The 19506-nt window shown below is 63.4% G+C and carries 19 protein-coding genes; 10 read left to right on the top strand and 9 right to left on the bottom strand.

Annotation, left to right across the window (positions count from 1 at the left end):
* Window positions 1-95 precede the first annotated feature (95 nt).
* From fabD to gmk, 7 genes are all read left to right on the top strand, one after another.
* Complete coding sequence (gene fabD, locus BLP76_RS06760; protein ID WP_092810880.1) at window positions 96-1049, top strand: ACP S-malonyltransferase; 954 nt, start codon at window positions 96-98, stop codon at window positions 1047-1049.
* A gap of 25 nt (window positions 1050-1074) precedes the next feature.
* Window positions 1075-1812 carry a 3-oxoacyl-[acyl-carrier-protein] reductase gene (fabG, locus tag BLP76_RS06765; RefSeq protein ID WP_092810882.1) on the top strand — a complete coding sequence of 246 codons (738 nt, stop codon included), beginning with the start codon at window positions 1075-1077 and terminating at the stop codon, window positions 1810-1812.
* Window positions 1813-1991: 179 nt separating this feature from the next.
* Window positions 1992-2234, top strand: coding sequence for an acyl carrier protein (locus tag BLP76_RS06770; RefSeq protein ID WP_092810884.1), 243 nt, complete (start codon window positions 1992-1994; stop codon window positions 2232-2234).
* 29 nt (window positions 2235-2263) lie between these two features.
* Window positions 2264-3526, top strand: coding sequence for a beta-ketoacyl-ACP synthase II (gene fabF / locus BLP76_RS06775; RefSeq protein ID WP_092810886.1), 1263 nt, complete (start codon window positions 2264-2266; stop codon window positions 3524-3526).
* 79 nt (window positions 3527-3605) lie between these two features.
* The gene (gene mltG, locus BLP76_RS06780) at window positions 3606-4862 is read left to right on the top strand and encodes an endolytic transglycosylase MltG (protein ID WP_092810888.1); all 1257 of its coding nucleotides are present in this window, start codon (window positions 3606-3608) and stop codon (window positions 4860-4862) included.
* Window positions 4863-4930: 68 nt separating this feature from the next.
* Window positions 4931-5812, top strand: coding sequence for a YicC/YloC family endoribonuclease (locus tag BLP76_RS06785; protein WP_092810890.1), 882 nt, complete (start codon window positions 4931-4933; stop codon window positions 5810-5812).
* Window positions 5809-6507: a guanylate kinase gene (gmk, locus tag BLP76_RS06790; RefSeq protein ID WP_092810892.1), complete on the top strand. Its 699-nt coding sequence runs from the start codon at window positions 5809-5811 to the stop codon at window positions 6505-6507. The genes BLP76_RS06785 and gmk overlap by 4 nt, the downstream gene beginning before the upstream one ends.
* Here gmk and rsmA read toward each other — a convergent pair.
* The 6 genes from rsmA to lptF are packed head-to-tail and all read right to left on the bottom strand — an operon-like array spanning window position 6477 to window position 14078.
* Window positions 6477-7343 carry a 16S rRNA (adenine(1518)-N(6)/adenine(1519)-N(6))-dimethyltransferase RsmA gene (rsmA, locus tag BLP76_RS06795; RefSeq protein ID WP_244514480.1) on the bottom strand — a complete coding sequence of 289 codons (867 nt, stop codon included), beginning with the start codon at window positions 7341-7343 and terminating at the stop codon, window positions 6477-6479. The genes gmk and rsmA overlap by 31 nt on opposite strands.
* A complete protein-coding gene (gene pdxA / locus BLP76_RS06800; protein WP_092810894.1) occupies window positions 7340-8347 on the bottom strand; it encodes a 4-hydroxythreonine-4-phosphate dehydrogenase PdxA in 1008 nt (335 codons plus the stop codon). Before pdxA ends, rsmA begins: the two co-directional genes overlap by 4 nt.
* A gap of 6 nt (window positions 8348-8353) precedes the next feature.
* Entirely contained in the window at window positions 8354-9307 is a 954-nt protein-coding gene (locus BLP76_RS06805; protein WP_092810896.1) for a SurA N-terminal domain-containing protein, read from the bottom strand.
* Window positions 9308-9361: 54 nt separating this feature from the next.
* On the bottom strand, window positions 9362-11770 hold the full coding sequence (locus tag BLP76_RS06810; protein WP_170130483.1) for an LPS-assembly protein LptD: 2409 nt from the start codon (window positions 11768-11770) through the stop codon (window positions 9362-9364).
* Between the two features lie 23 nt (window positions 11771-11793).
* Entirely contained in the window at window positions 11794-12867 is a 1074-nt protein-coding gene (lptG, locus tag BLP76_RS06815; RefSeq protein ID WP_092810900.1) for an LPS export ABC transporter permease LptG, read from the bottom strand.
* A complete protein-coding gene (lptF, locus tag BLP76_RS06820) occupies window positions 12864-14078 on the bottom strand; it encodes an LPS export ABC transporter permease LptF (protein WP_170130482.1) in 1215 nt (404 codons plus the stop codon). Before lptF ends, lptG begins: the two co-directional genes overlap by 4 nt.
* A 172-nt stretch (window positions 14079-14250) precedes the next feature.
* On the opposite strand from lptF, the gene BLP76_RS06825 reads away from it, so the two are divergent.
* Both BLP76_RS06825 and BLP76_RS06830 read left to right on the top strand, forming a co-directional pair.
* Complete coding sequence (locus tag BLP76_RS06825) at window positions 14251-15744, top strand: leucyl aminopeptidase (protein ID WP_092810904.1); 1494 nt, start codon at window positions 14251-14253, stop codon at window positions 15742-15744.
* 29 nt (window positions 15745-15773) lie between these two features.
* A complete protein-coding gene (locus tag BLP76_RS06830; RefSeq protein ID WP_092810906.1) occupies window positions 15774-16223 on the top strand; it encodes a DNA polymerase III subunit chi in 450 nt (149 codons plus the stop codon).
* 29 nt (window positions 16224-16252) lie between these two features.
* On the opposite strand, the gene BLP76_RS06835 is transcribed toward BLP76_RS06830, so the two are convergent.
* The 3 genes from BLP76_RS06835 to BLP76_RS06845 all read right to left on the bottom strand — a co-directional run bounded on the left by BLP76_RS06835 (window position 16253) and on the right by BLP76_RS06845 (window position 18699).
* Window positions 16253-17215 (bottom strand): CHAD domain-containing protein, encoded by a 963-nt coding sequence (locus BLP76_RS06835; RefSeq protein WP_170130481.1) that lies wholly within the window; start codon window positions 17213-17215, stop codon window positions 16253-16255.
* 36 nt (window positions 17216-17251) lie between these two features.
* Window positions 17252-17722, bottom strand: a complete 471-nt coding sequence (locus tag BLP76_RS06840; protein WP_092810910.1) for a CYTH domain-containing protein — start codon at window positions 17720-17722, stop codon at window positions 17252-17254.
* 62 nt (window positions 17723-17784) lie between these two features.
* Window positions 17785-18699: a LysR family transcriptional regulator ArgP gene (locus BLP76_RS06845; protein WP_092810912.1), complete on the bottom strand. Its 915-nt coding sequence runs from the start codon at window positions 18697-18699 to the stop codon at window positions 17785-17787.
* 96 nt (window positions 18700-18795) lie between these two features.
* Here BLP76_RS06845 and BLP76_RS06850 point away from each other — a divergent pair, with 96 nt between their 5' ends.
* Window positions 18796-19404 carry a LysE/ArgO family amino acid transporter gene (locus BLP76_RS06850; protein ID WP_200170525.1) on the top strand — a complete coding sequence of 203 codons (609 nt, stop codon included), beginning with the start codon at window positions 18796-18798 and terminating at the stop codon, window positions 19402-19404.
* The last annotated feature ends 102 nt before the right edge of the window (window positions 19405-19506 follow it).

Here is a 19506-nt window from a genome sequence, read left to right on the forward strand (position 1 = left end):
ACAGTCCACGCACAGCGTGATCACACCCGCTCAACTGACGTCGCGGCCCTTTGGGCGGCGAGAGCAAGAAGCGGCAAGAACAAAAAGGAGAAGCCATGGCCACCGTGTTCGCTTTCCCGGGGCAGGGGAGCCAGGCCGTCGGCATGGGAGCTGCGCTCGCAGACGCTTTTCTGGAAGCGCGCGCGGTTTTTCAGGAAGTGGACGACGCGCTCGGTGAGGCTCTTTCGAAGACCATTTTCGAGGGCCCGGACGACGCGCTCACTTTGACGCGCAACGCGCAGCCGGCGTTGATGGCGGTTTCCATGGCGGCTCTGAAGGCGCTTGAGACGCAGGGAATTTCGGTTTCGACACATGCCGATTTCGTCGCCGGGCATTCGCTTGGCGAATATTCCGCGCTGGCGGCGGCCGGAAGCCTTTCGATCGCCGATGCGGCGAAGCTCTTGCGCATTCGCGGCGATGCCATGCAGGCGGCGGTGCCGGTCGGCGAGGGCGCCATGGCGGCGATCCTCGGCCTCGACATCGAGGCTGTGCGCGAGATCGCAAAAGAAGCCGCGCAGGGCGATGTCTGCGAAGCGGCGAACGACAATGCGCCGGGACAGGTGGTCGTCTCAGGTAGCAAGGCGGCCGTCGAACGGGCGGCGGAGATCGCCAAGGCCAAGGGCGCGAAGCGCGCCATGCTTCTGCCGGTGTCCGCACCCTTCCATTGCGCCTTGATGCAGCCGGCAGCCGAACGTATGGCCGAGGCGCTCGCGCAAACCGAGATTGCGCCGCCTGCAGTGCCTGTCGTGGCGAATGTCACGGCGCGGCCGTTGACGGACGTTTCGGAAATCCGTCAACGTCTCGTCGAACAGGTGACGGGTGCTGTCCGCTGGCGCGAATCAGTTGCCTGGATGGGCGAGAACGGCGTGACGCTCATGGCCGAGATCGGCGCGGGGCGCGTCCTCTCCGGCCTCGTCCGCCGTATCGCGCCTGGAATCAGCGCGCTTGCCGTCGGCAAGCCCGAGGAGATCGAGGCTGCCGTGGCAGCGCTCAAAGCAGCGAAAGAATAGGCAGAGAAAGAAGAGGGGAGAGGGCATGTTCAGCCTCGAGGGAAAACGCGCGCTCGTCACCGGTGCGAGCGGGGGAATCGGCGGCGCCATCGCGCGTGGGCTTCATGCCCAGGGCGCGAGGGTTGCGCTGTCGGGCACCCGTGAAGAGCCGCTGAATGCGCTTGCAGCCGAGCTTGGCGACCGCGCGCATGTGCTTCTTGCCAATCTCTCCGATACGGCGGCCGTCGATGGGCTCATCGGTGAGGCCGAGAAGGCGATGGGCGGGCTCGACATTCTCGTCAACAATGCCGGGCTCACGCGCGACGGCCTCGCCATGCGCATGAAGGACGCCGATTGGGAGATCGTTCTCAAGGTCAATCTGGAGGCGGCGTTCCGCCTGTCGCGTGCCGCGCTCAAAGGCATGATGCGCCAGAGGGCCGGACGGATCATCAACATCACCTCGGTCGTCGGGGTGACCGGCAATGCCGGTCAGGCGAATTACGCTGCCTCAAAAGCCGGTCTCATCGGTATGTCGAAGGCGCTGGCTCAGGAGGTGGCGAGCCGCGGCATTACCGTGAATTGCATCGCTCCCGGATTCATCACCAGCGCCATGACCGATCAGCTCAATGAGAAGCAGCGCGAAGGAATCATGTCGAGCATTCCGGCCGGTCGGCTCGGAAGTGGCGAAGACATTGCTGCGGCTGCGGTTTTCCTGGCGAGCCAGGAAGCCGACTACGTCACCGGGCAGACACTGCACGTCAATGGCGGCATGGCGATGATCTGACGCCAAAGAACCGCACGACCACCGTCTTTCGACTGCTGGTCAAGGCCATAGAAACATGATAACGGACCGCGCGACCATCCCCGTTCGACCCCTCGACCGCGCGGCAATCCGGGTTTTTCAGGGGATAAGGACTGTTTTTCACGGTCATACCAGACCAGGCAATCGAGGAAGCTGAGGCTATGAGTGAGAGCAATATCGAGGAGCGCGTCAAAAAGATCGTCGTGGAGCACCTTGGCGTTGAAGAAGAAAAGGTCACCAAGGAAGCCAGCTTCATTGATGACCTCGGCGCCGACAGCCTGGACACGGTCGAGCTTGTGATGGCGTTCGAAGAAGAGTTCGGCGTGGAAATTCCGGACGATGCTGCTGAGACCATCCTGACGGTGGGCGATGCCGTGTCGTTTCTTGAGAAGAACGCCGGCTGACCTTCTCTCGTGATTTGCGGTACAGTGGAATGAGGCGCGTCGTCGTTACGGGTCTCGGCATGGTTTCGCCCCTCGGTTGCGGGGTGGAGGAAACCTGGTCGAGACTTCTTGCTGGTGAGAGTGGTGCTGCACGCATCGAGGCCTTCAAGGTCGACGATCTTGCGTGTCAGATCGCTTGCCAGATTCCGCGTGGCGACGGCTCCGGCGGCACCTACAATCCGAACGATTGGATGGAGGTGAAGGAGCAGCGCAAGGTCGATGAATTCATCACCTTTTCCATGGCCGCTGCTGCCCAGGCGCTGAAAGATGCCGAGTGGGAACCCGACGAATACGAAGACCAGATCCGCACGGGTGTGCTGATCGGGTCCGGTATCGGCGGGATCCGCGGCATCGTCGAAGGCGGGCTTTTGTTGGAGGAGAAGGGGCCACGTCGCGTGTCTCCCTTCTTCATCCCAGGCCGCCTCATCAACCTTGCGGCAGGGTACGTCTCGATCCAGCACAATCTGAAGGGCCCGAATCATGCCGTCGTGACGGCGTGCTCCACGGGCGCTCATGCTATCGGCGACGCGTCGCGTCTCATCGCGCTGGGCGACGCCGAGGTGATGGTGGCAGGCGGTACCGAATCACCTCTCAATCGCGTCTCGGTGGCGGGCTTTGCCGCCTGCCGGGCGCTATCGACGAATTTCAACGAAACGCCGACGAAGGCGTCGAGACCCTATGACCGCGACCGTGACGGCTTCGTCATGGGCGAGGGCGCGGGTGTCGTCGTTCTGGAAGAGCTCGAACACGCCAAGGCGCGCGGCGCGCGCATCTATGGCGAGATCGTCGGCTACGGCATGTCGGGCGATGCCTATCACATCACGGCTCCGGCCGAGGATGGCGACGGCGCGTATCGCTGCATGACCGCCGCTTTGAAGCGGGCCGGGGTGAGCCCCGACGAGATCGACTATATCAACGCGCATGGCACTTCGACGCCGCTCGGCGACGAGATCGAGCTGCGCGCTGTGGAACGCCTGACCGGTCAGCATGCCTCCGAGATGACGATGTCGTCGACGAAGTCTGCGGTCGGGCATCTTCTCGGAGCCGCCGGCGCGGTCGAAGCGATCTTCTCGATCCTCGCAATTCGCGACAATGTCGCGCCGCCGACGATCAATCTCGACAATCCGTCGGTCAACACGCCGATCGATCTGGTGCCGCATCAGCCGAAGGAAAAGCCGATCAATGTCGCGCTTTCCAACTCTTTCGGGTTCGGCGGCACGAACGCCTCGCTCGTCTTCCGGCGTTACAATTAGCTGATCGGCCGGCAGCGGCCCTCTTTCGCCATATTCGAGCTTAGTTGTCGGATCGGCGGCGACGTGGGAAAAGCGGGCAATGAACGAAAAAGTGCCGAGCGAGCAAACAGGGAATCCTGAGGCCGACGCTGCCAATGGCGAATCGCGGCCTGCGGAGCACAACGGTGCGCGCTCGGGTCGCCGAATCAATCCGAAGAGCCCGCGCCAGGCGATTCAGCCTGAGCCGGCGCCGCCGCCTCCGCCACGCTCCAAGCAGGCGAAGCACCCGCTCGTGGTGACGCTCAATTTCTTTCTGATGATGGCCGTGCTCGCCGTCCTGTTCGTCGGCGGCGCGCTTTATTTCGGCAAGCAGCGGTTCATCGCGGAGGGGCCGCTTGAAGAGCCGCGGACGGTGTTGATCACCCGCGGCTCGGGCGTCGATGCGATTGCTGCGCAGCTGAAGCGCAACAACGTCATCGACAGTCCGCTGATTTTCAATGTCGGAGTGCGCCTCAACGAGGCTGCGAGCCGGCTGCAATACGGCGAGTATCTCTTCCAGCCGCATGTCTCGATGCGGGAGGTGATGGAGATCCTCACCTCGGGCAAATCGATCCTGCATGCCGTGACGATTCCGGAGGGGCTGACCAGCCAGCAGATCGTCGACAAGCTGCGGGCCGACGACGTGCTCATCGGCGATATCGAGACGGTGCCGCCTGAGGGCTCGCTGCTGCCGGAAACCTACAAGTTCACGCGCGGCGCGACCCGCCAGCAGATCCTGGAGCAGATGGAGCGGGCACAGGACCGGCTTCTGGACGAGGTTTGGGGACGCCGCTCGCCGGATCTGCCCATCGAAACGCCGGAAGAGCTCGTGACGCTGGCCTCGATCGTCGAGAAGGAGACCGGCAAGGCCGACGAACGCCCGCGTGTCGCCGCCGTCTTCATCAATCGGCTGAGGCGCGGGATGCGCCTGCAGTCGGATCCGACGATCATCTACGGGCTTTTCGGCGGCGCGGGAAAACCGTCCGACCGGCCGATCCTTGCCTCCGATCTGGACAAGGAGACCGAGTACAACACCTACCAGATCAGCGGTCTGCCGCCGGGGCCGATCGCCAATCCCGGGCGCGCGGCGCTTGAGGCCGTCGCCAATCCGTCGCGCACGGACGATCTCTATTTCGTCGCCGACGGGACGGGTGGCCATGTCTTCTCCACGACGCTTGCCGACCACAACCGCAACGTCGCGCGCTGGCGTCGCATCGAGCGCACGCAGAGGGCTGCCGAGGAGGCGGAGGTTCTTCAGGAAGAGCCGATGCCGGGGGCGGAAAAGATCATCCCGCGTCCGCGACCCGAGCCGGAATGACGGGCAAGGCTTGTCCGGGCGGCGCGCCCGCGCTACGCCCCTTCCACACTTACAGCTGATTACGGCACATGCGCATTCAAAGCATGACGGGCTTTGCCCGTCAGGTCTTCACCGTCGTCTCGTCGAGCTATGTCTGGGAACTGAAGAGCGTCAACGGACGCGGTCTGGAGCTGCGCTTCCGTCTGCCGCCCGGCTTCGACGGTCTCGAACCGTCAGCGCGCGAAGCCGTGCGCAGCCATCTTTCCCGCGGCTCTTGCTATCTGAATTTGCAGGAAGACGGCGGCGGCGCGGAAGCCGGGGTCACGATCAACGAGGCGGCTCTGCGTCTCGTCCTGGAGCGCGCGAAGCGCCTGGCGGAGGAAGACGAAGTGCAACCGGCGCGCGCCGACGGACTTCTGGCGCTGCGCGGCGTGATCGTCCAGGGCAGCAACAGCGAGGGCGCTGCCGAGGGGCCGGTCGCCGAGGCGGCGGTTGCGGCTTTGCACGAGGCGCTCGATGCTCTTGTGACGACGCGGCTTGAAGAAGGCGAACGACTGCGGACGCATCTCACGGAGATCATCGATCGCATCGAAGGCCTGGTGGAAGCCGCGGAGGCTCGCCTCGGCGGGATGGTGGAGCGTCTGCGTGCCCGCATTCGCGAGCAGGTGGAGTTCATTTCCTCCGAGACGCAGCTCGACGAGGGGCGCCTCTATCAGGAAGCGCTCATGACCGCGACGAAAGCCGATATCCGCGAGGAGATCGACCGCCTCAAGGCGCATATCGCGGAGGCGCGCACACGGCTTTCCGAAGGCGGCGTCATCGGGCGCAGGCTCGATTTCCTGTCGCAGGAGTTCAACCGCGAAGCCAACACGTTGTGCTCCAAATCGAGCGACCACGAAACGACGGCGATCGGCCTCGATCTCAAATCCGCGATCGATCAGTTCCGCGAGCAGGTGCAAAATCTCGAATGACCGCCGACCCGATCAAGCTTGTCCGTCGTGGCCTCATGTTCGTTCTGTCCTCGCCTTCGGGGGCAGGCAAGTCGACGCTCGCGCGGCAGCTCCTTGAAGCCGACAGCGGCCTGGAATTGTCGGTTTCGGTGACCACGCGCCCCCGCCGGCGAAGCGAGCGCGAAGGCGTCCACTACCATTTCATCGACGACGTGCATTTCAACCGCATGGTGGAGCGCGGCGATCTTCTGGAATGGGCGACGGTCCACGGCAATCATTACGGCACGCCGATCGAGCCCGTCGAGGACGCCTTGTCCGCGGGTCGGGACGTGCTTTTCGACATCGACTGGCAGGGGACTGCGCAGATCGCCGAGAAGCTGCCCGACGATCTCGTGCGCGTCTTCGTGCTGCCGCCGTCCATGCGCGAATTGAAGGCGCGGCTGGAGCGCAGAGCCGAAGATTCGCGCGAAACCATCGGCCGGCGGCTGGTCGGATCGCTCGAGGAAATCGAGCAGTGGAGCCGCTACGACTACGTCATCGTCAATGATGATCTGCAGCGGGCTTTCGAGGCGGTGAAGGGGATTCTGACGGCCGAAAGGTTAAAGCGGGACCGCGTCCTGGGTCTGCGTTCCTTCGTCAGCCAGCTTCTCTCCGAGGGGCGCGACCTCGTCGATCACCTTCAGGCTCAGGACGAAGAGCGCTCAAGCTCCTCGTAAATCCGCGCAAGATCGAGAAAGCCCGCGACCGGGATCTCTTCGGCACGCCGCGTCGGTGCGATGCCGCATGCTTCCAGAACCGCCTCCGGCTGTCGAAAAGCCTGTTTCAGGCTCTGGCGGAGCATCTTGCGTCGCTGGCCGAAGGCAGAGGCGGTGACGGCCTCAAGGGCGGAAGGCGCGACTTTCACGGCATCGGGCCGCGGTTCCAGCCGGACGACCGCGGAGGTGACCTTCGGGGGCGGCAGAAAGGCACGCGGTGGCACTTCGAAGAGAATATGGGCGTGGCAGCGCCATTGAGCGAGCACCGCGAGGCGTCCATAGGCCTTGGAGCCCGGCTCCGCGACGATCCTCTCCGCCACCTCCTTCTGGAACATGAGCGTCAGGCTGCGCCACCAGGCGGGCCAGTCGGGCGGGGTCAGCCAGCCGGTGAGAAGCGGTGTTGCGACGTTGTAGGGGAGGTTGGCGATGATGCGCCCGCCATCCGACCCGACGAGTTCGCGATAATCGGTTGCAAGCGCATCGCCCTCGATCACATGGAGGCGACCCTGTGCAGCGGCCGCGATTTCCTCAAGAGCCGGAAGCGCCCTGTGGTCGCGTTCAATGGCGATCACATGCGTCGCGCCTTCAAGAAACAGCGCCCTTGTCAGGCCGCCCGGTCCCGGGCCGACCTCTACGATCGTCTCGCCGCTGGCGCTGCCCTCACGGGCGATGCGGCGCGTCAGATTGAGGTCGAGCAGAAAATTCTGCCCGAGGGACTTCTGCGCCCAGAGTTCGTGTTTTGCGAGAACGTCGCGCAGCGGCGGCAGGGCCGCCACGCGTTCGATGACGTCGCTCACGCCTGGACGGGAGAACGGCTCATCTCGGCTGCCATACGCAGCGCCGCCATCAGGCTCGACGGACGTGCACGGCCTGTGCCGGCGATCTCCATCGCCGTGCCGTGATCCGGGGACGTGCGCACAAAAGGCAGACCGAGCGTCACGTTGACCGCATGATCGAAGTCGAGGGCCTTGACCGGGATGAGCGCCTGGTCGTGGTACATGCATAGCGCCAGGTCGTAGCGGCGGCGGGCCGCGGGATGGAACATGGTGTCGGCGGGCAGCGGCCCCTCCGCTTCGATGCCAGCCTGGCAGAGGAGGTCGACGGCCGGACGGATGACCTCGATGTCTTCCTTGCCGATGACGCCCTTCTCACCCGCATGTGGGTTCAGGCCCGACACGGCGATGCGGGGGGAGGAAATGGCAAAGCGGCGCTTCAGCTCCTCCGCGGCGATCTTGCCGGTTTCCACGATGAGTTCGGTGGTCAGAAGACGCGGTACCTCGCAAAGAGGCACATGAATGGTGACGGGCACGGCGCGCAGGTCGGGCCCGGCCAACATCATGACCGGCCGGCGCTTTTCCCCGAAGAGCTGCTCGCCGAGATCGGCGAGGTATTCGGTGTGACCCGGATAGGCGAAGCCTGCTTCGTTGAGCGCGTGCTTGGCGATCGGATTGGTCACCATCGACGAGCAGCGGCCGTCGGCCACGAACTCCGCGGCCTGACGGATCGACTGGATCGTCAGCGCTGCGTCCTCGCGGGCGATAAGCCCTGGCTCGGCCTTCGCCTCCGGGAAACCCGGCAGGCACGGCAGCGCCATCGGGAAGACGAGAGCGGCCTCTTCCGGTTCCACTTCGCGCGTCGGGCAGTCGATGCCGAGGAGAATGGCCCGCTCGGCAATGTTCGCGGCCGAGCCGAGGAAAACAAACGGCGGCAGGCGTTCGCGCTCGCGCCGAGCCCAGGCAGCAATGGTGATGTCGAGGGCGACGCCAGCCGCCTCTCCGAGGGTCAGTGCAATTGGAAGCATCGGTTCCTAACGGTACTCGATTATCGCGTCGGATTTCAGATCGCGCAGATAGCGTCGGGCGAGAAGCTGACCACGCTCATTGGTCAGCTCATCGCGGACCTCGTCGGCCGCCTGGGTTTTGCCGGCGACCGCCTTCTTGTTGCAGATGCCGAGAACCTGAAAACCCTCATCTACCTGCGTCGGTGGAAGAGCCGTACCAACCTTGGCTTTGCTGAGGCTGCCCTGCAGGGAATCGGGAAAATCGCCGCTCTCCCGGCGAACCGTCGGCTTCACGAAGACGCCTGCCATGCCGCGGGTTTGTTCCAGCGTCGCGTCGCAGTTCCTGAAGCGGCTGCGGAAGGCTTCGGCTTCCCGCTTGCGCTGAGCAGCGATGCCGCTCTTGCCCTTCTTGGGGACGATGAAAAGAACCGGCTGAACGTCGTATTCGGTGACGGTTCCAGACGTCTCGGCGTCGTCGTCGCGGCCGAGCATGGCCTGGGCCACGTCCGATTCGGTGATACGCACCGTGGCACGGAAGCGGGCACGCACCACGTCACGCCAGGCGAGCTCGGCACGAATGCGGTCCTTGAGGGTGTCCGGATTGACGCCGTTCTGACGCAGCGCCGCTTCGAGCTTCGACGGCGGCAGCTTGGCGCGGCTCGCAATGGAGGCAAAGGCGCGGTCGACTTCGCTTTGCGAAACGGTGACGTTGCGGCGCTTGGCTTCCTGCAGTTTCAGCGCTTCTTCGATCAACTCGTCCGTCGCCTGTTTCGCACCCGCCTGGCCGCGTGAGGTCAGGCGAAGAAATTTGGCGCGGTTGTTGATGTCGTAGGTCGTGATCGGCTGGTCGTTGACCAGAATCTTGATGGAGCTCTGAGCCTGTGCGCTGTCGGCGACGGGCAATGTGGCCATGGCCATCAAGGCACTTGCCGCAACAAGCCAAGCGGTTTGCGTGAGGGTTCTAAACATCGATGTTCGCATCGTTCCGTTGCAGCGTTTGATGGCGCTCTTACGCGCGAATTATGGCGCTAATTTTTAAAAGAGCCCAGAGTAGAGGTCATCGTCGTCATCGTCGTCGTAATCGTCGCCCGATGCCGCGAAGCTCACCTCGCTGTCGCCCAATGTGCGCAGATTGAAGCGCACAAACACCTCGCGGCCGGAGACGATGTCCGTGTAGCGGTCACGCGTCTCGCTGTAGACCACCGATAGATTGAAGCATTCGTCGTCATAGGCAAGACCCACGGCGTGCTTGACGCGGCTCATCTGATCGATGTCGAAGGTGATGCCACCCTTGACCGACCAGAAATCGCTGACGGCGACCTGGCCTGTCGTCGAGATTTCCGATTGTTCGTCGTCGATGCCGAGCTCGGGAATTTCACGACGATAGAAATAGGTGAGGGCGGCGCTGTTGCGCCGGCCCTTGGATACGCGCGCCGTCGCTTCCGCACGGTTGACATCGAAGGTGTCGTTGTCGAAGCGGCCGCGGGCTGTCAGCGTCAGCCCTTCGCCGGAATCCAGGGTGACGCGTCCGACATAGTCGGAATCGTCGGTTGAAAGTCCCGACCCGATGCCTGTGAGCGTGACATTGCTCTTGGAGAAGGAATTCGCTCCGGCCAGCTGGAAGGATTGGCCGAAGAGGGCGTCGATGCTCGCCTTGCCCAGCATCGCATGATAGGTGAAGCCCACATTGGCGCGCGTGCCACCCTCCTGGCGGTCATAGCCGGAGAATTTGTCCCATTCGAACAGGTTCGTGTCGTCGAAGACGAGGCTTTGCGCGTCTTCGTTCGGCAGGTCGTTGATGTGCTGCTCGTCGGGACGAACGATGATCTGGGCGACCGGGCTGAAGGTCTGGGAGACTGGACCCATCTGCGCCAGGAACGGATAGCGGTAGTCCAAGCCGACGGCGGGCATGGCGCGCAGATAGGTTTCGTCCCCCGCCAGACCCGTATCGGTATCATCGGCCTGGACGTTGTAGACGTCGCCCTTGAGATACGCGAACGGGGTGAAGACCTGACCGAGCGGACCGATCACCTTGCTCTTCCAGGTTACGTTTGTGCTCGCTCGTGTGAAGGTGCCCGCCACGCCGGCGTAATACTCTTCCTGCGTGCGATTGCCGGCATCGTCGTACTGGAAATACGCGCGCTCGTCGGTGTCGCCACGGGTGAGGCTCGTGAAGTTCGAGGTCAGGCTGAGTTCACCGCCCAGGATGGGCTGGTCGAAGATGTAATTGTGGTCGAGCACCGGGTGCACGACGGCCTGTTCGTCCTGATAATTGCGGGTGGAATTCACCGGGTCGTTGCGCTGAATGCGGAACGCATAGCCGCGCAGGTCGAAGAAGTTGCGATCGCTGAGGCCGGTCAGGAAGATGGTGTTGACCACTTCCGTGTCGGTCAGCCCCCGAATGTCGTAATCGCGGCCGAAGGTGCGATCCGTCGTCGTGGCGAGATCCCAGCCCCAGTTCCAGCGCGAATTGATGTTGAAGCGCCCCTTCGTGGCGACGCTGCCGCGGAAGTCCCTGACGCCCGACGAGACGAAATTGCCGAGCTCGAACTCGTCCTTGTTCTGCTGCAAAATCCCGGCAAGCCGGATGCTGTAGGAGCCGTTCATCAGCCGATGCCGCCATTCCGTCTCGGCGAGCAATCCCTGCTTCGAATAGACGGTGGGGGTGAAGGTGATGTCGTAGTTCGGCGCGAGGTTCCAAAAATACGGCGTGCCGATGCCGGTGCCGAGGCCCGAGCTCTGATGGAAGTGCGGCGGCAGGAAGCCGCTCTTGCGCTTCACCGTCGGGTCCGGATGGTAGAAATAGGGAATGTAGACCATCGGAATGCCGAAGAATTCCAGGCGGGCATTGCGATAGTAGACGGTCTTTTCTTCCTTGTTGTGGACAATGCGCGAGGCCTTGATCTGCCACAGGGGCGGCCGATCCGGGTTTTCGCGGCACTGCTCGCAGGCGGTGTAGACGCCCTGGCGGAAAATCAAGAGGTTATTGCCGCGCCGCTCGGCGCTGTTGGCGGCAAAGCGCGCGCGATCCACCGTGAGGACGTTCAGGCTCTCGATGAAGCCGTCGCTGAACGTGTCGGTGATGTCCATTTCGCGGGCGGTGATGACGTTGCCGCCCGGCTCCGTCATGCTGACGCCGCCCGAGGCGATGAGCCGGCTGTCGCTCTCGCGGTAGGTCACCTGCGGCGCACGCAGCGTATAGCCTTCGTAATAGATCTCGACGCCGCCGCGGGCCGTCACGATGTGCCTGTCGAAATCGTAGACGAGCTCGTCCGCCTCCAAGAGCATCTTGGCGTTCGGGTTTTGCGTCACCTGGTCGGCGAAGTTCAAATCCTGCGCCAGGGCGGCAGGCGTCCATGGATTCGCCCCAAAGGCGACCAAAGCCAAAGCGGAGACGGCCGCCAGCCGCCGCGCAAGCCCCCAGCCTGCGCGCCCTCGCGTCACTCCTTCTCGTGTGTGGACGGGAATCATCCGTCCTCCTGATAAAGCAGGGCCGTGGCTCCGAACAACATCGCGAGAACCGCAGGACTCCAGGCGGCCAGGACGGGATTGAGGATCCCGTTGCTGCCCATATCGCTGACGATCTCGGTCGCGACATAAAGCAGAAAGCCGATGATGATGCCAGTCAGGGCGAGCTTTCCTACGCCACCGTAGCGCGAAAGCCTCAGGCTGACGGTGGCGGCGACGGTGACCATGGCCATCAGGAAGAGCGGTCGGGCGAGAAGGCTATGGAAAGCCAGGGTGAAGCGTGCGGTGTTCAGGCCGGTCTGTGCGGCCGTGTCTATGAAGCGACGCAAAGTCCAAACGGAGAGCCGGTCGGGGCGCAGAAGCGTCAAATTGACCTGATCGGGCGTCAGCGATGTCGGCAGGATGTAGCGGTCGAATCGATCCGCGGCACCTTCGCCGGACATGTAGCGGGTCTTGGCAAAGATCCAGCGGCCCGGACGGTAGCTGGCGGAGAGGCTGACGAGCTTCGCCTGGAAGCTGCCGTCGGGATTGAAGAGGAAGGCCGTGACGCCGCGCAATTCCTTCGCGGAACTGTCGTAGTTTGCCGCACGAATGATCGACGGCCCGTCCAGCCCTTCCTGGCGGAACCAGATGGCGTCGGCGGAACTCGCCGCAATGCCGTCGGAGAGCGAGGCCTCGATTCGATCCGAGCGCTCTTTGAGCTCCGTCGCGAGCGGGTTGAAGAGAAATGTCGATGCCAGACCGATCACCAGAGCAAGAAAGAACGGCGCACGCAGGAAGCCCCAGACGGAGACCCCGGCACCGCGCGCCACCACGAGCTCCAGCTTTCTAGACAAATTGAGGAAACAGATCGTTGCCGAAAAAAGGAAAAGGAAAGGCAGGATATCTTCCAGCAAGGCCGGCGCGCGCATCAGGGCGAGCTTGAGCCCGATCAGGGAGGTAAAGGCCTCCGCATCGGAGAAGCGGCGCAAGAGCTCGACGTAGTCGACCAGAAAAACGAGGGTGAGAAGCGCGATCAGGATCGTGCCCAGGGAGACGAGGAAGCGGCGGCCGATATAGGTTGCAAGGATCATGCGTGGCCGGTGCTCTTGCGTTGAAACAAAGCAAGGGGGGAGAGCTTCATGAGCTTGTGGCCCAGCCGAGCGAGAGTGTCGAGAAAGCGCGCGATACCAACCGGCGTGCGCCAACGATAGCCGCGCTTGAGCGCGAGGGCCGAGACGACGATGCCGCCGATGGGCACGGCGTAGAGCAGCGGAATGAGGGTCGCGTCGTTCGTTGCCGCGGCCAGAACGCCGAAGCCGAGGCCGCGAAGCGTGAAGCCGGAGACCACCGCAAGCGCCGTCGCATAGCCGCGATCCTGTCTGTTGGTGCGTGCGCGACCGCAAAACAAAAGTGCGATGAACGCGAAAGCGATGGTGTAAAGCGGCGCCGTGATGCGATCATGCAACTCCGCCTTCCAGCGCGTCGGAAATTCCTCGCGGTACGGGTTGTCCGGCGCCGGGTTGAGGAGTTCCCGCGTCGTCAGCTCGCGCGGCTTGCGCGTTGCGTTGACCTCGCCCGCCTTGAACTGGCTGAGGTCGAAACCGTAGGTGTCGAATTCGACGACGCTCGTCTCGCCCTTCATGCGGTTGTCGCGGACGAGTTCGCCATCCTTCATGATGAGATAGGCATTGCCGCCGCTTTCCACGAGCACGCCGGTTTTGGCGATGTACTGGGTGGAATCGCTCGGGATGCGATCGTCGCTGACGAAGATGTTCTTGAAGCTCCCGTCCGGCGCCTTGGCGCGGATGTGGAGGGTGAGGCCGTTGTCGACGGTGCGGAAGCCGCCGTCCTTGACGAGCGTGGCAAGAAGATCGGCACGCACATGCGCCACGATCTCGCGCAAGGCGCCGAGGCTTGCCGGCGCGACGACGTGATAGAGCAGGGTAACGGCGACCAGAATGACGGCGCCCAAGACGATGATCGGCCGGGCGACGACACGGCTGGAGGCGCCCGCCGCCGCCATCACCGGCAATTCGCTGTCGGCGTTGAGATTGTTTAAGGTGACGGTCGCGGCAATGAGGTAGGCGATCGGGGCGATCACCTGAATGAGGGCCGGCAAAGCGAGGAGCGTCATGAAGACGAACATCCAGATCGCCTGGCCTTTGGCCGTCACCACGTCGAGCTCGCGCAGCACCTGGGTCATCCACATGGTGGCGACGAGCGCCCCCAGAACGAGCAGGAGCAGCATCAATGCGCGACGAAAAACGTAGCGTTCCAGAAGGGGCAGCCTGAAGATTTGCATCCGGTCCTTGTTCGGCAAGATCGGGCTTGCGAGGTCAAGCCTTACACGGGCATGGATAAAATTCACCCAACAAGCATGGTTAACGGCGATTGGCCTTGACGGCCCGGCTCTCACGGCTAATCCAGTCGCACCCCCACTTTCCATGACAAAAGCCGAGGATCGAGGCAACAGCATGGTCGCCAACACCACCATCACTTTTAAGAAACCCGCCGCTCCCGAAAAGGGGACCGCCGTCCTTTTGACCGGCAAAGAGCTCGCTTTGGGGCCGGTTGCGACCTCGCTCGACGAGGCCGCCGGCTCTCGATTCGCGGTGGCTGCGAAAATCAAAGGCTACAAAGGCGCCTTGCGCAAAACTCTCGAACTCGTCGCCCCGTCCGGCGTCGACGTGGAGCGAATCATTTTTGTAGGACTTGGCGACGTCGATCCCGATATCGACTGGCTGCGCCTTGGCGGCGCGACCGCGAAGGCCCTGCCGGATGAGGGCGAGGTGACCATCGTTCTGCAGGATCCCGAAGGCCGCAGCCCGAACAGCGAAGATGCGGCCGCGTTCGCTCTTGGTCTCGTCATGCGTCGCTACCGTTTCGATCGCTACAAGAGCCGGAAGAGCGATGAGGATGCGCCGCGCGGTCCGATGACGGTGACGATCGGCGTCGACGATCCGGAAGCTGCAGAGGCGGCCTGGAAGGAGGCTGCGGCCGTTGCGGAGGGCGTCGAACTTGCGCGCGATCTCGTCAATGAGCCGGCCAATATTCTGGGCCCGGTCGAATTCGCCGACCGTCTTGGGGAACTCAAGGCGAAGGGGCTCGACGTCGATGTGCTCGACGAGAAGGCGCTGACGGACTTGAAGCTCAACGCGCTGTTGGGGGTGGCGCAGGGGTCGGTGCGTCCGCCTCGGGTCGTCATCATGCGCTGGAACGGTGCCGGCGATGAGGCGCCGATCGCCTTCGTCGGCAAGGGCGTCGTCTTCGATACGGGCGGCATCTCCATCAAGCCGGCAGCCGGCATGGAAGACATGAAGGGCGATATGGGCGGCGCGGCCGCCGTTTCCGGCGTCATGCTGGCGCTCGCCGGCCGCAAGGCCAAGGTGAATGCCATCGGCATCGTCGGTATCGTGGAGAACATGCCCGACGGGAATGCGCAGCGGCCGGGCGATATCGTGACTTCGCTCTCCGGCCAGACGATCGAGGTGATCAACACCGACGCCGAAGGCCGGCTGGTGCTCGCCGATATCCTGACGCATGTGCAGAATGTCGCCAAACCGAAGGCGATGATCGATCTGGCGACCTTGACCGGCGCCATCATCGTGGCGCTCGGCCACCATTATGCCGGGCTCTTCTCCAACGACGATGCGCTTGCCTCGGCTCTTCTCGATGCCGGGCAGGAGACCGGCGAGAAGGTCTGGCGCATGCCGCTCGGCGAGGAATACGACAAGCTCATCGATTCCAAGAACGCCGATATGAAGAATGTCGGCGGGCGCTGGGGCGGTTCGATCACGGCCGCGCAATTCCTCAAGCGCTTCGTCGAGAACGACACGCCCTGGGCGCATCTCGACGTCGCCGGGACGGCGATGGGATCTCCTTCGAGCGACACCAACGATTCGTGGAGTTCGGGCTTCGGCGTCCGGCTTCTCGATCAGCTGGTGAAGTCGAGTTACGAAAAGGCCTGAACCCCTGGGTGATGATGTGAGGGAGCGCCTTGCCTGAGATCCTCTTCTACCATCTGGAGACGAGGCCCCTCGACAAGGCGCTTCCGGATCTTTTGCAGCGCTCGCTCGATCGCGGTTGGCGGGCGGTCGTGCAGGCCGGGAGCGAAGAGCGGCTGGCTTCGCTCGATACCGCGCTCTGGACCTTCGACGACGCGTCGTTTCTGCCCCACGGAATGGCCGAAGACGGCCGTTCGGAAGATCAGCCGGTGTTTCTCACCACGAAGCTCGAAAATCCGAACGGGGCTGCGATCCGGTTTCTCCTCGATTGTGCCGAGGAGGGAGATTTTTCCGACTATGAGCGGGTCGTCTATCTTTTCGAGGCGGCGAACGAAGCGACCATGCAATGGGCGCGGCAGGCCTGGAAACGCCTCAAGGGCGAAGGCGCCGAGATGACTTACTGGAAACAGGATTCCGACGGCCGCTGGAAAAAACAGGGCTGAATTGAGGGGCGGCCGGTCGCGTTCGCCCGTCAGCTGTTTTCGGCGCGCTCGTCTTCCGCGGCCGATGTCGCCAGATGCGCGCGCGGCTTCTGCGCTTCCTCTACTGCCGCCTCCCAGTAGGAGGTCATGCGTGCCGCCAGGGCATCGGGGGATTCCGCACAGAGCTTTGCCCCGATATCGAGTGCGGCAGACCGCAACTCGCTTTGCCGGCGGTCGAGGAGTGCAAGCAGAAGCTCCTGGACCTTCTTCTTGCCGAAGAGTTTCGGCTCCTCGATGAGCGTGCCCCGATAGACGGCAAGATCGTGCTCGTCTCCGAGGATATCGGCGAGCGCCTTGGCTTCGTCGCGGCGCGCCTTCATCGGCTCCGGCCAGATCCTGCGCAGAAGCTTGAGATGCACCCAGTGATATTTGGCGCGCTTGCGCCAATCGTGGAACACCGCTGAATCTTCTGCGGTCTGGGCCTTGCGGTAGCCTTTGTCGAGACGCTTGTAGGTCTTGGCGAACCCTTCAGCGACCGTCTCGAAATCATCGGGGAAGGAAAGCTCGTCGAGCCGTTTCTCGCCGGCATCGAGCGCCTTCATCGTGGCTTCGATGCGCGCGTCGAGATCGGTGACCTTGTCCGTCATTTCGGCGCGGCGCTCGTCGAGCCGCTGGCGGGTGCTGTAGAGAATGCCGTCCTCGATGCGATCACCGAAATGGCTGGTGAGGGCGTCGTGCGTCTCAAGCAGCGCGGTTGCGTCTCGGATGACGGAGAGCTCGCGTGCGATATCGCGCCAGCGGGCGTTTTCGATCGCGTAATCCTCACCGAGGCCGGGCCGGGCGAGGCGCAAGAGACCGCGGATCTTCTTGAAGCGTTTGCGCGCCAGATGCACCGCTTCGTGGCGATCCTCGGCCTCGTCGGAAAGTTCGGCGCGCGCCCGCTCGATCTGTTCGGCGGCGGTCCGCTTCAGTTCTTCGGCAATGGACGCGGATGGATCGAGAGAGAAGCTCATGGCATCCATATGGGTGCGCACCCAGTGCGCCTCAAGTCATGTCCAGTCATGATAGGGGTGCTGCGACAGAGAGGCATTGGTGTAGCGGCCGTCGCCGGAAACCTCTTCGCCCAGCCAATCCGGATGCTCGAATTCCTGATCAGGATGGTCGAGCTCGATCTCGGCGACGACGAGGCCGGCATTGCGATCTTCGAAGACGTCGATTTCCCAGGCGAGATGACCCTGCCGGATGATGTGACGGGTCTTCTCGATCAGGCGGCCGGCGCATTTCGCGATCAGTTCCTCACCGTCTTCAAGCGGGATCGCGTATTCGTATTCGTCGCGGCTGATGGCCGCCTTGCCGCTCTTGATGGTGAGATAGGCCTTTTCGTCGTCGACGATGCGCACGCGCAGGCTCGCCCGCTCGTCGTTGCACAGATAGCCCTGCCGGATATGCCGGGTTTCGTTGACGGACTTCCGCCAGTCATCGCTGGCCAGAAGGAATTTGCGTTCGATTTCGAGTGCCATGATGCGGAAATTAGCGAAGGCGTGCGAAGTTCCCGCGACATCGTCGTCGCAGGGACGAACGGTCAGGATAGCGGGCCGTCAGAGACTCGTCTTCGAGGCTGAACGAGATGCCGGCCCGCGGCCGAGCGAACTGCTGCACTCACGTCTTCGATCGCCGTTTCCAGGGCGCGCGTCGTCTGCCAGTAAAGCGGGATATCGAGAGCCGTCTTCGGGACGAGTTCAACGAGTGCACCTGAGCGCAGATGCGTTGCCACCAGTGAAAGCGGGTTGAGCCCCCAGCCGAGGCCTGCCAGCGCCGCGTCGACGAAAGCGTGGGTCGCCGGCAGCCAGTGACAGGGCATGTCGATGGAGTGGCCGAGGAGGCGGGTGACCCATTGTCTCTGCAGGGCGTCTTTGGGGTTGAACTGCAGGCACGGCGCCTTTGTGAGCGCTGCCTCGTCGACGCCTTTGGAAAACCACCGGGCGGCGAAGGAGGGGGACGCGGTAGCGACATAGCGCAGCGCGCCCAGCGGTCGGCTGCTGCAGCCCTGAATCGCGCCGCCTTGCGCGGATACCGCCGCGCTCACCTCGCCGCGGCGCAGCCAGTCGGCGCTGTGATCCTGATCGTCGAGGACGAGGTCGAAGAGGAGATTTTCCACCTGCGCCATCGCGTCGAGGAACCAGGTCGCGAGGCTGTCGGCGTTGACGGCAATGCGCAACGTCGCACCGTGCTGTCCCGCCAGTGCGGCGCCCAGCTCGGCTTCGAGCGTCCGTTCCAACAGCGCGACTTCTTCCGCGTGACGGCAAAGACGTGCACCTGCGGCGGTTGCGGTGCAGGGCTGACCTCGGACGACGAGGACCGCGCCGAGCCTCTCCTCGAGCAGTTTGAGGCGCTGAGAGACGGCGGAGGGGGTGACGTGCAGCCGTTCCGCAGCGCGCTCGAAACTGCCGGTGCGCACCACCGAAGCGAGCGCGGCCAACTGGTCATAAGGAAGCACGGATTAGCGTTCCTAACTCTGATTTAGAGAATTTAGCTTCGCTAATTTCCGTCAGCCGCCTAGTCAATGCCGCGGAACGAGAGCGGGGTTTGCGGCATGTCACCTATTGAGAGCGCTGTTGCCGGCTTTTCGCTGGGGCTGGGCCTCATCTTGGCGATCGGTGCGCAGAATGCCTTTGTCTTGCGGCAGGGGCTGGTCGCCCGCCACGTCTTCGCCGTCTGCCTCGTCTGCGCGCTCTCCGATGCGGTTCTGATCTCGGCCGGTGTTGCCGGTGCGTCGGGTCTGATGAAGGCGGTGCCGTGGATCGAGCCGTTGATGCGCTATGGCGGCGCGTCGTTTCTCATTGCCTATGCGCTGAAGAGTTTTCATGCCGCCCTCAAACCGGGGCCTGGCTTGCAGCCGCTCGATGCCGATGGAGGGAGCCTCGGCGCGGCGATTGCCACCTGTCTCGCCTTCACCTGGCTCAACCCGCATGTCTATCTCGATACGCTCGTGCTCCTCGGTTCGGTGTCCTCGCAATATGAAGGAGAGCGACCGGCCTTCGCTTTGGGCGCGGTGACTGCGTCCTTTTCATTCTTCTTCGCGCTCGGTTATGGGGCGCGGCTTCTGCGGCCGGTCTTTGCCGATCCGCGCGCCTGGCGGGTGCTGGATCTGGCGATCGGCATCATCATGGGCCTGATCGCGGAGAGCCTGCTGCGCGGATGAGCGGTGAGGCGCAGAAGGCGAAGCGCGGACGCCGGAGATGAAAATGCGGGACGTGACGTCCCGCATGGATTGAAAGGTCAGGCGGGATCTCTGAAGAGGTCT

The organism is Afifella marina DSM 2698 (assembly GCF_900102695.1).
Taxonomy (GTDB): domain Bacteria; phylum Pseudomonadota; class Alphaproteobacteria; order Rhizobiales; family Afifellaceae; genus Afifella; species Afifella marina.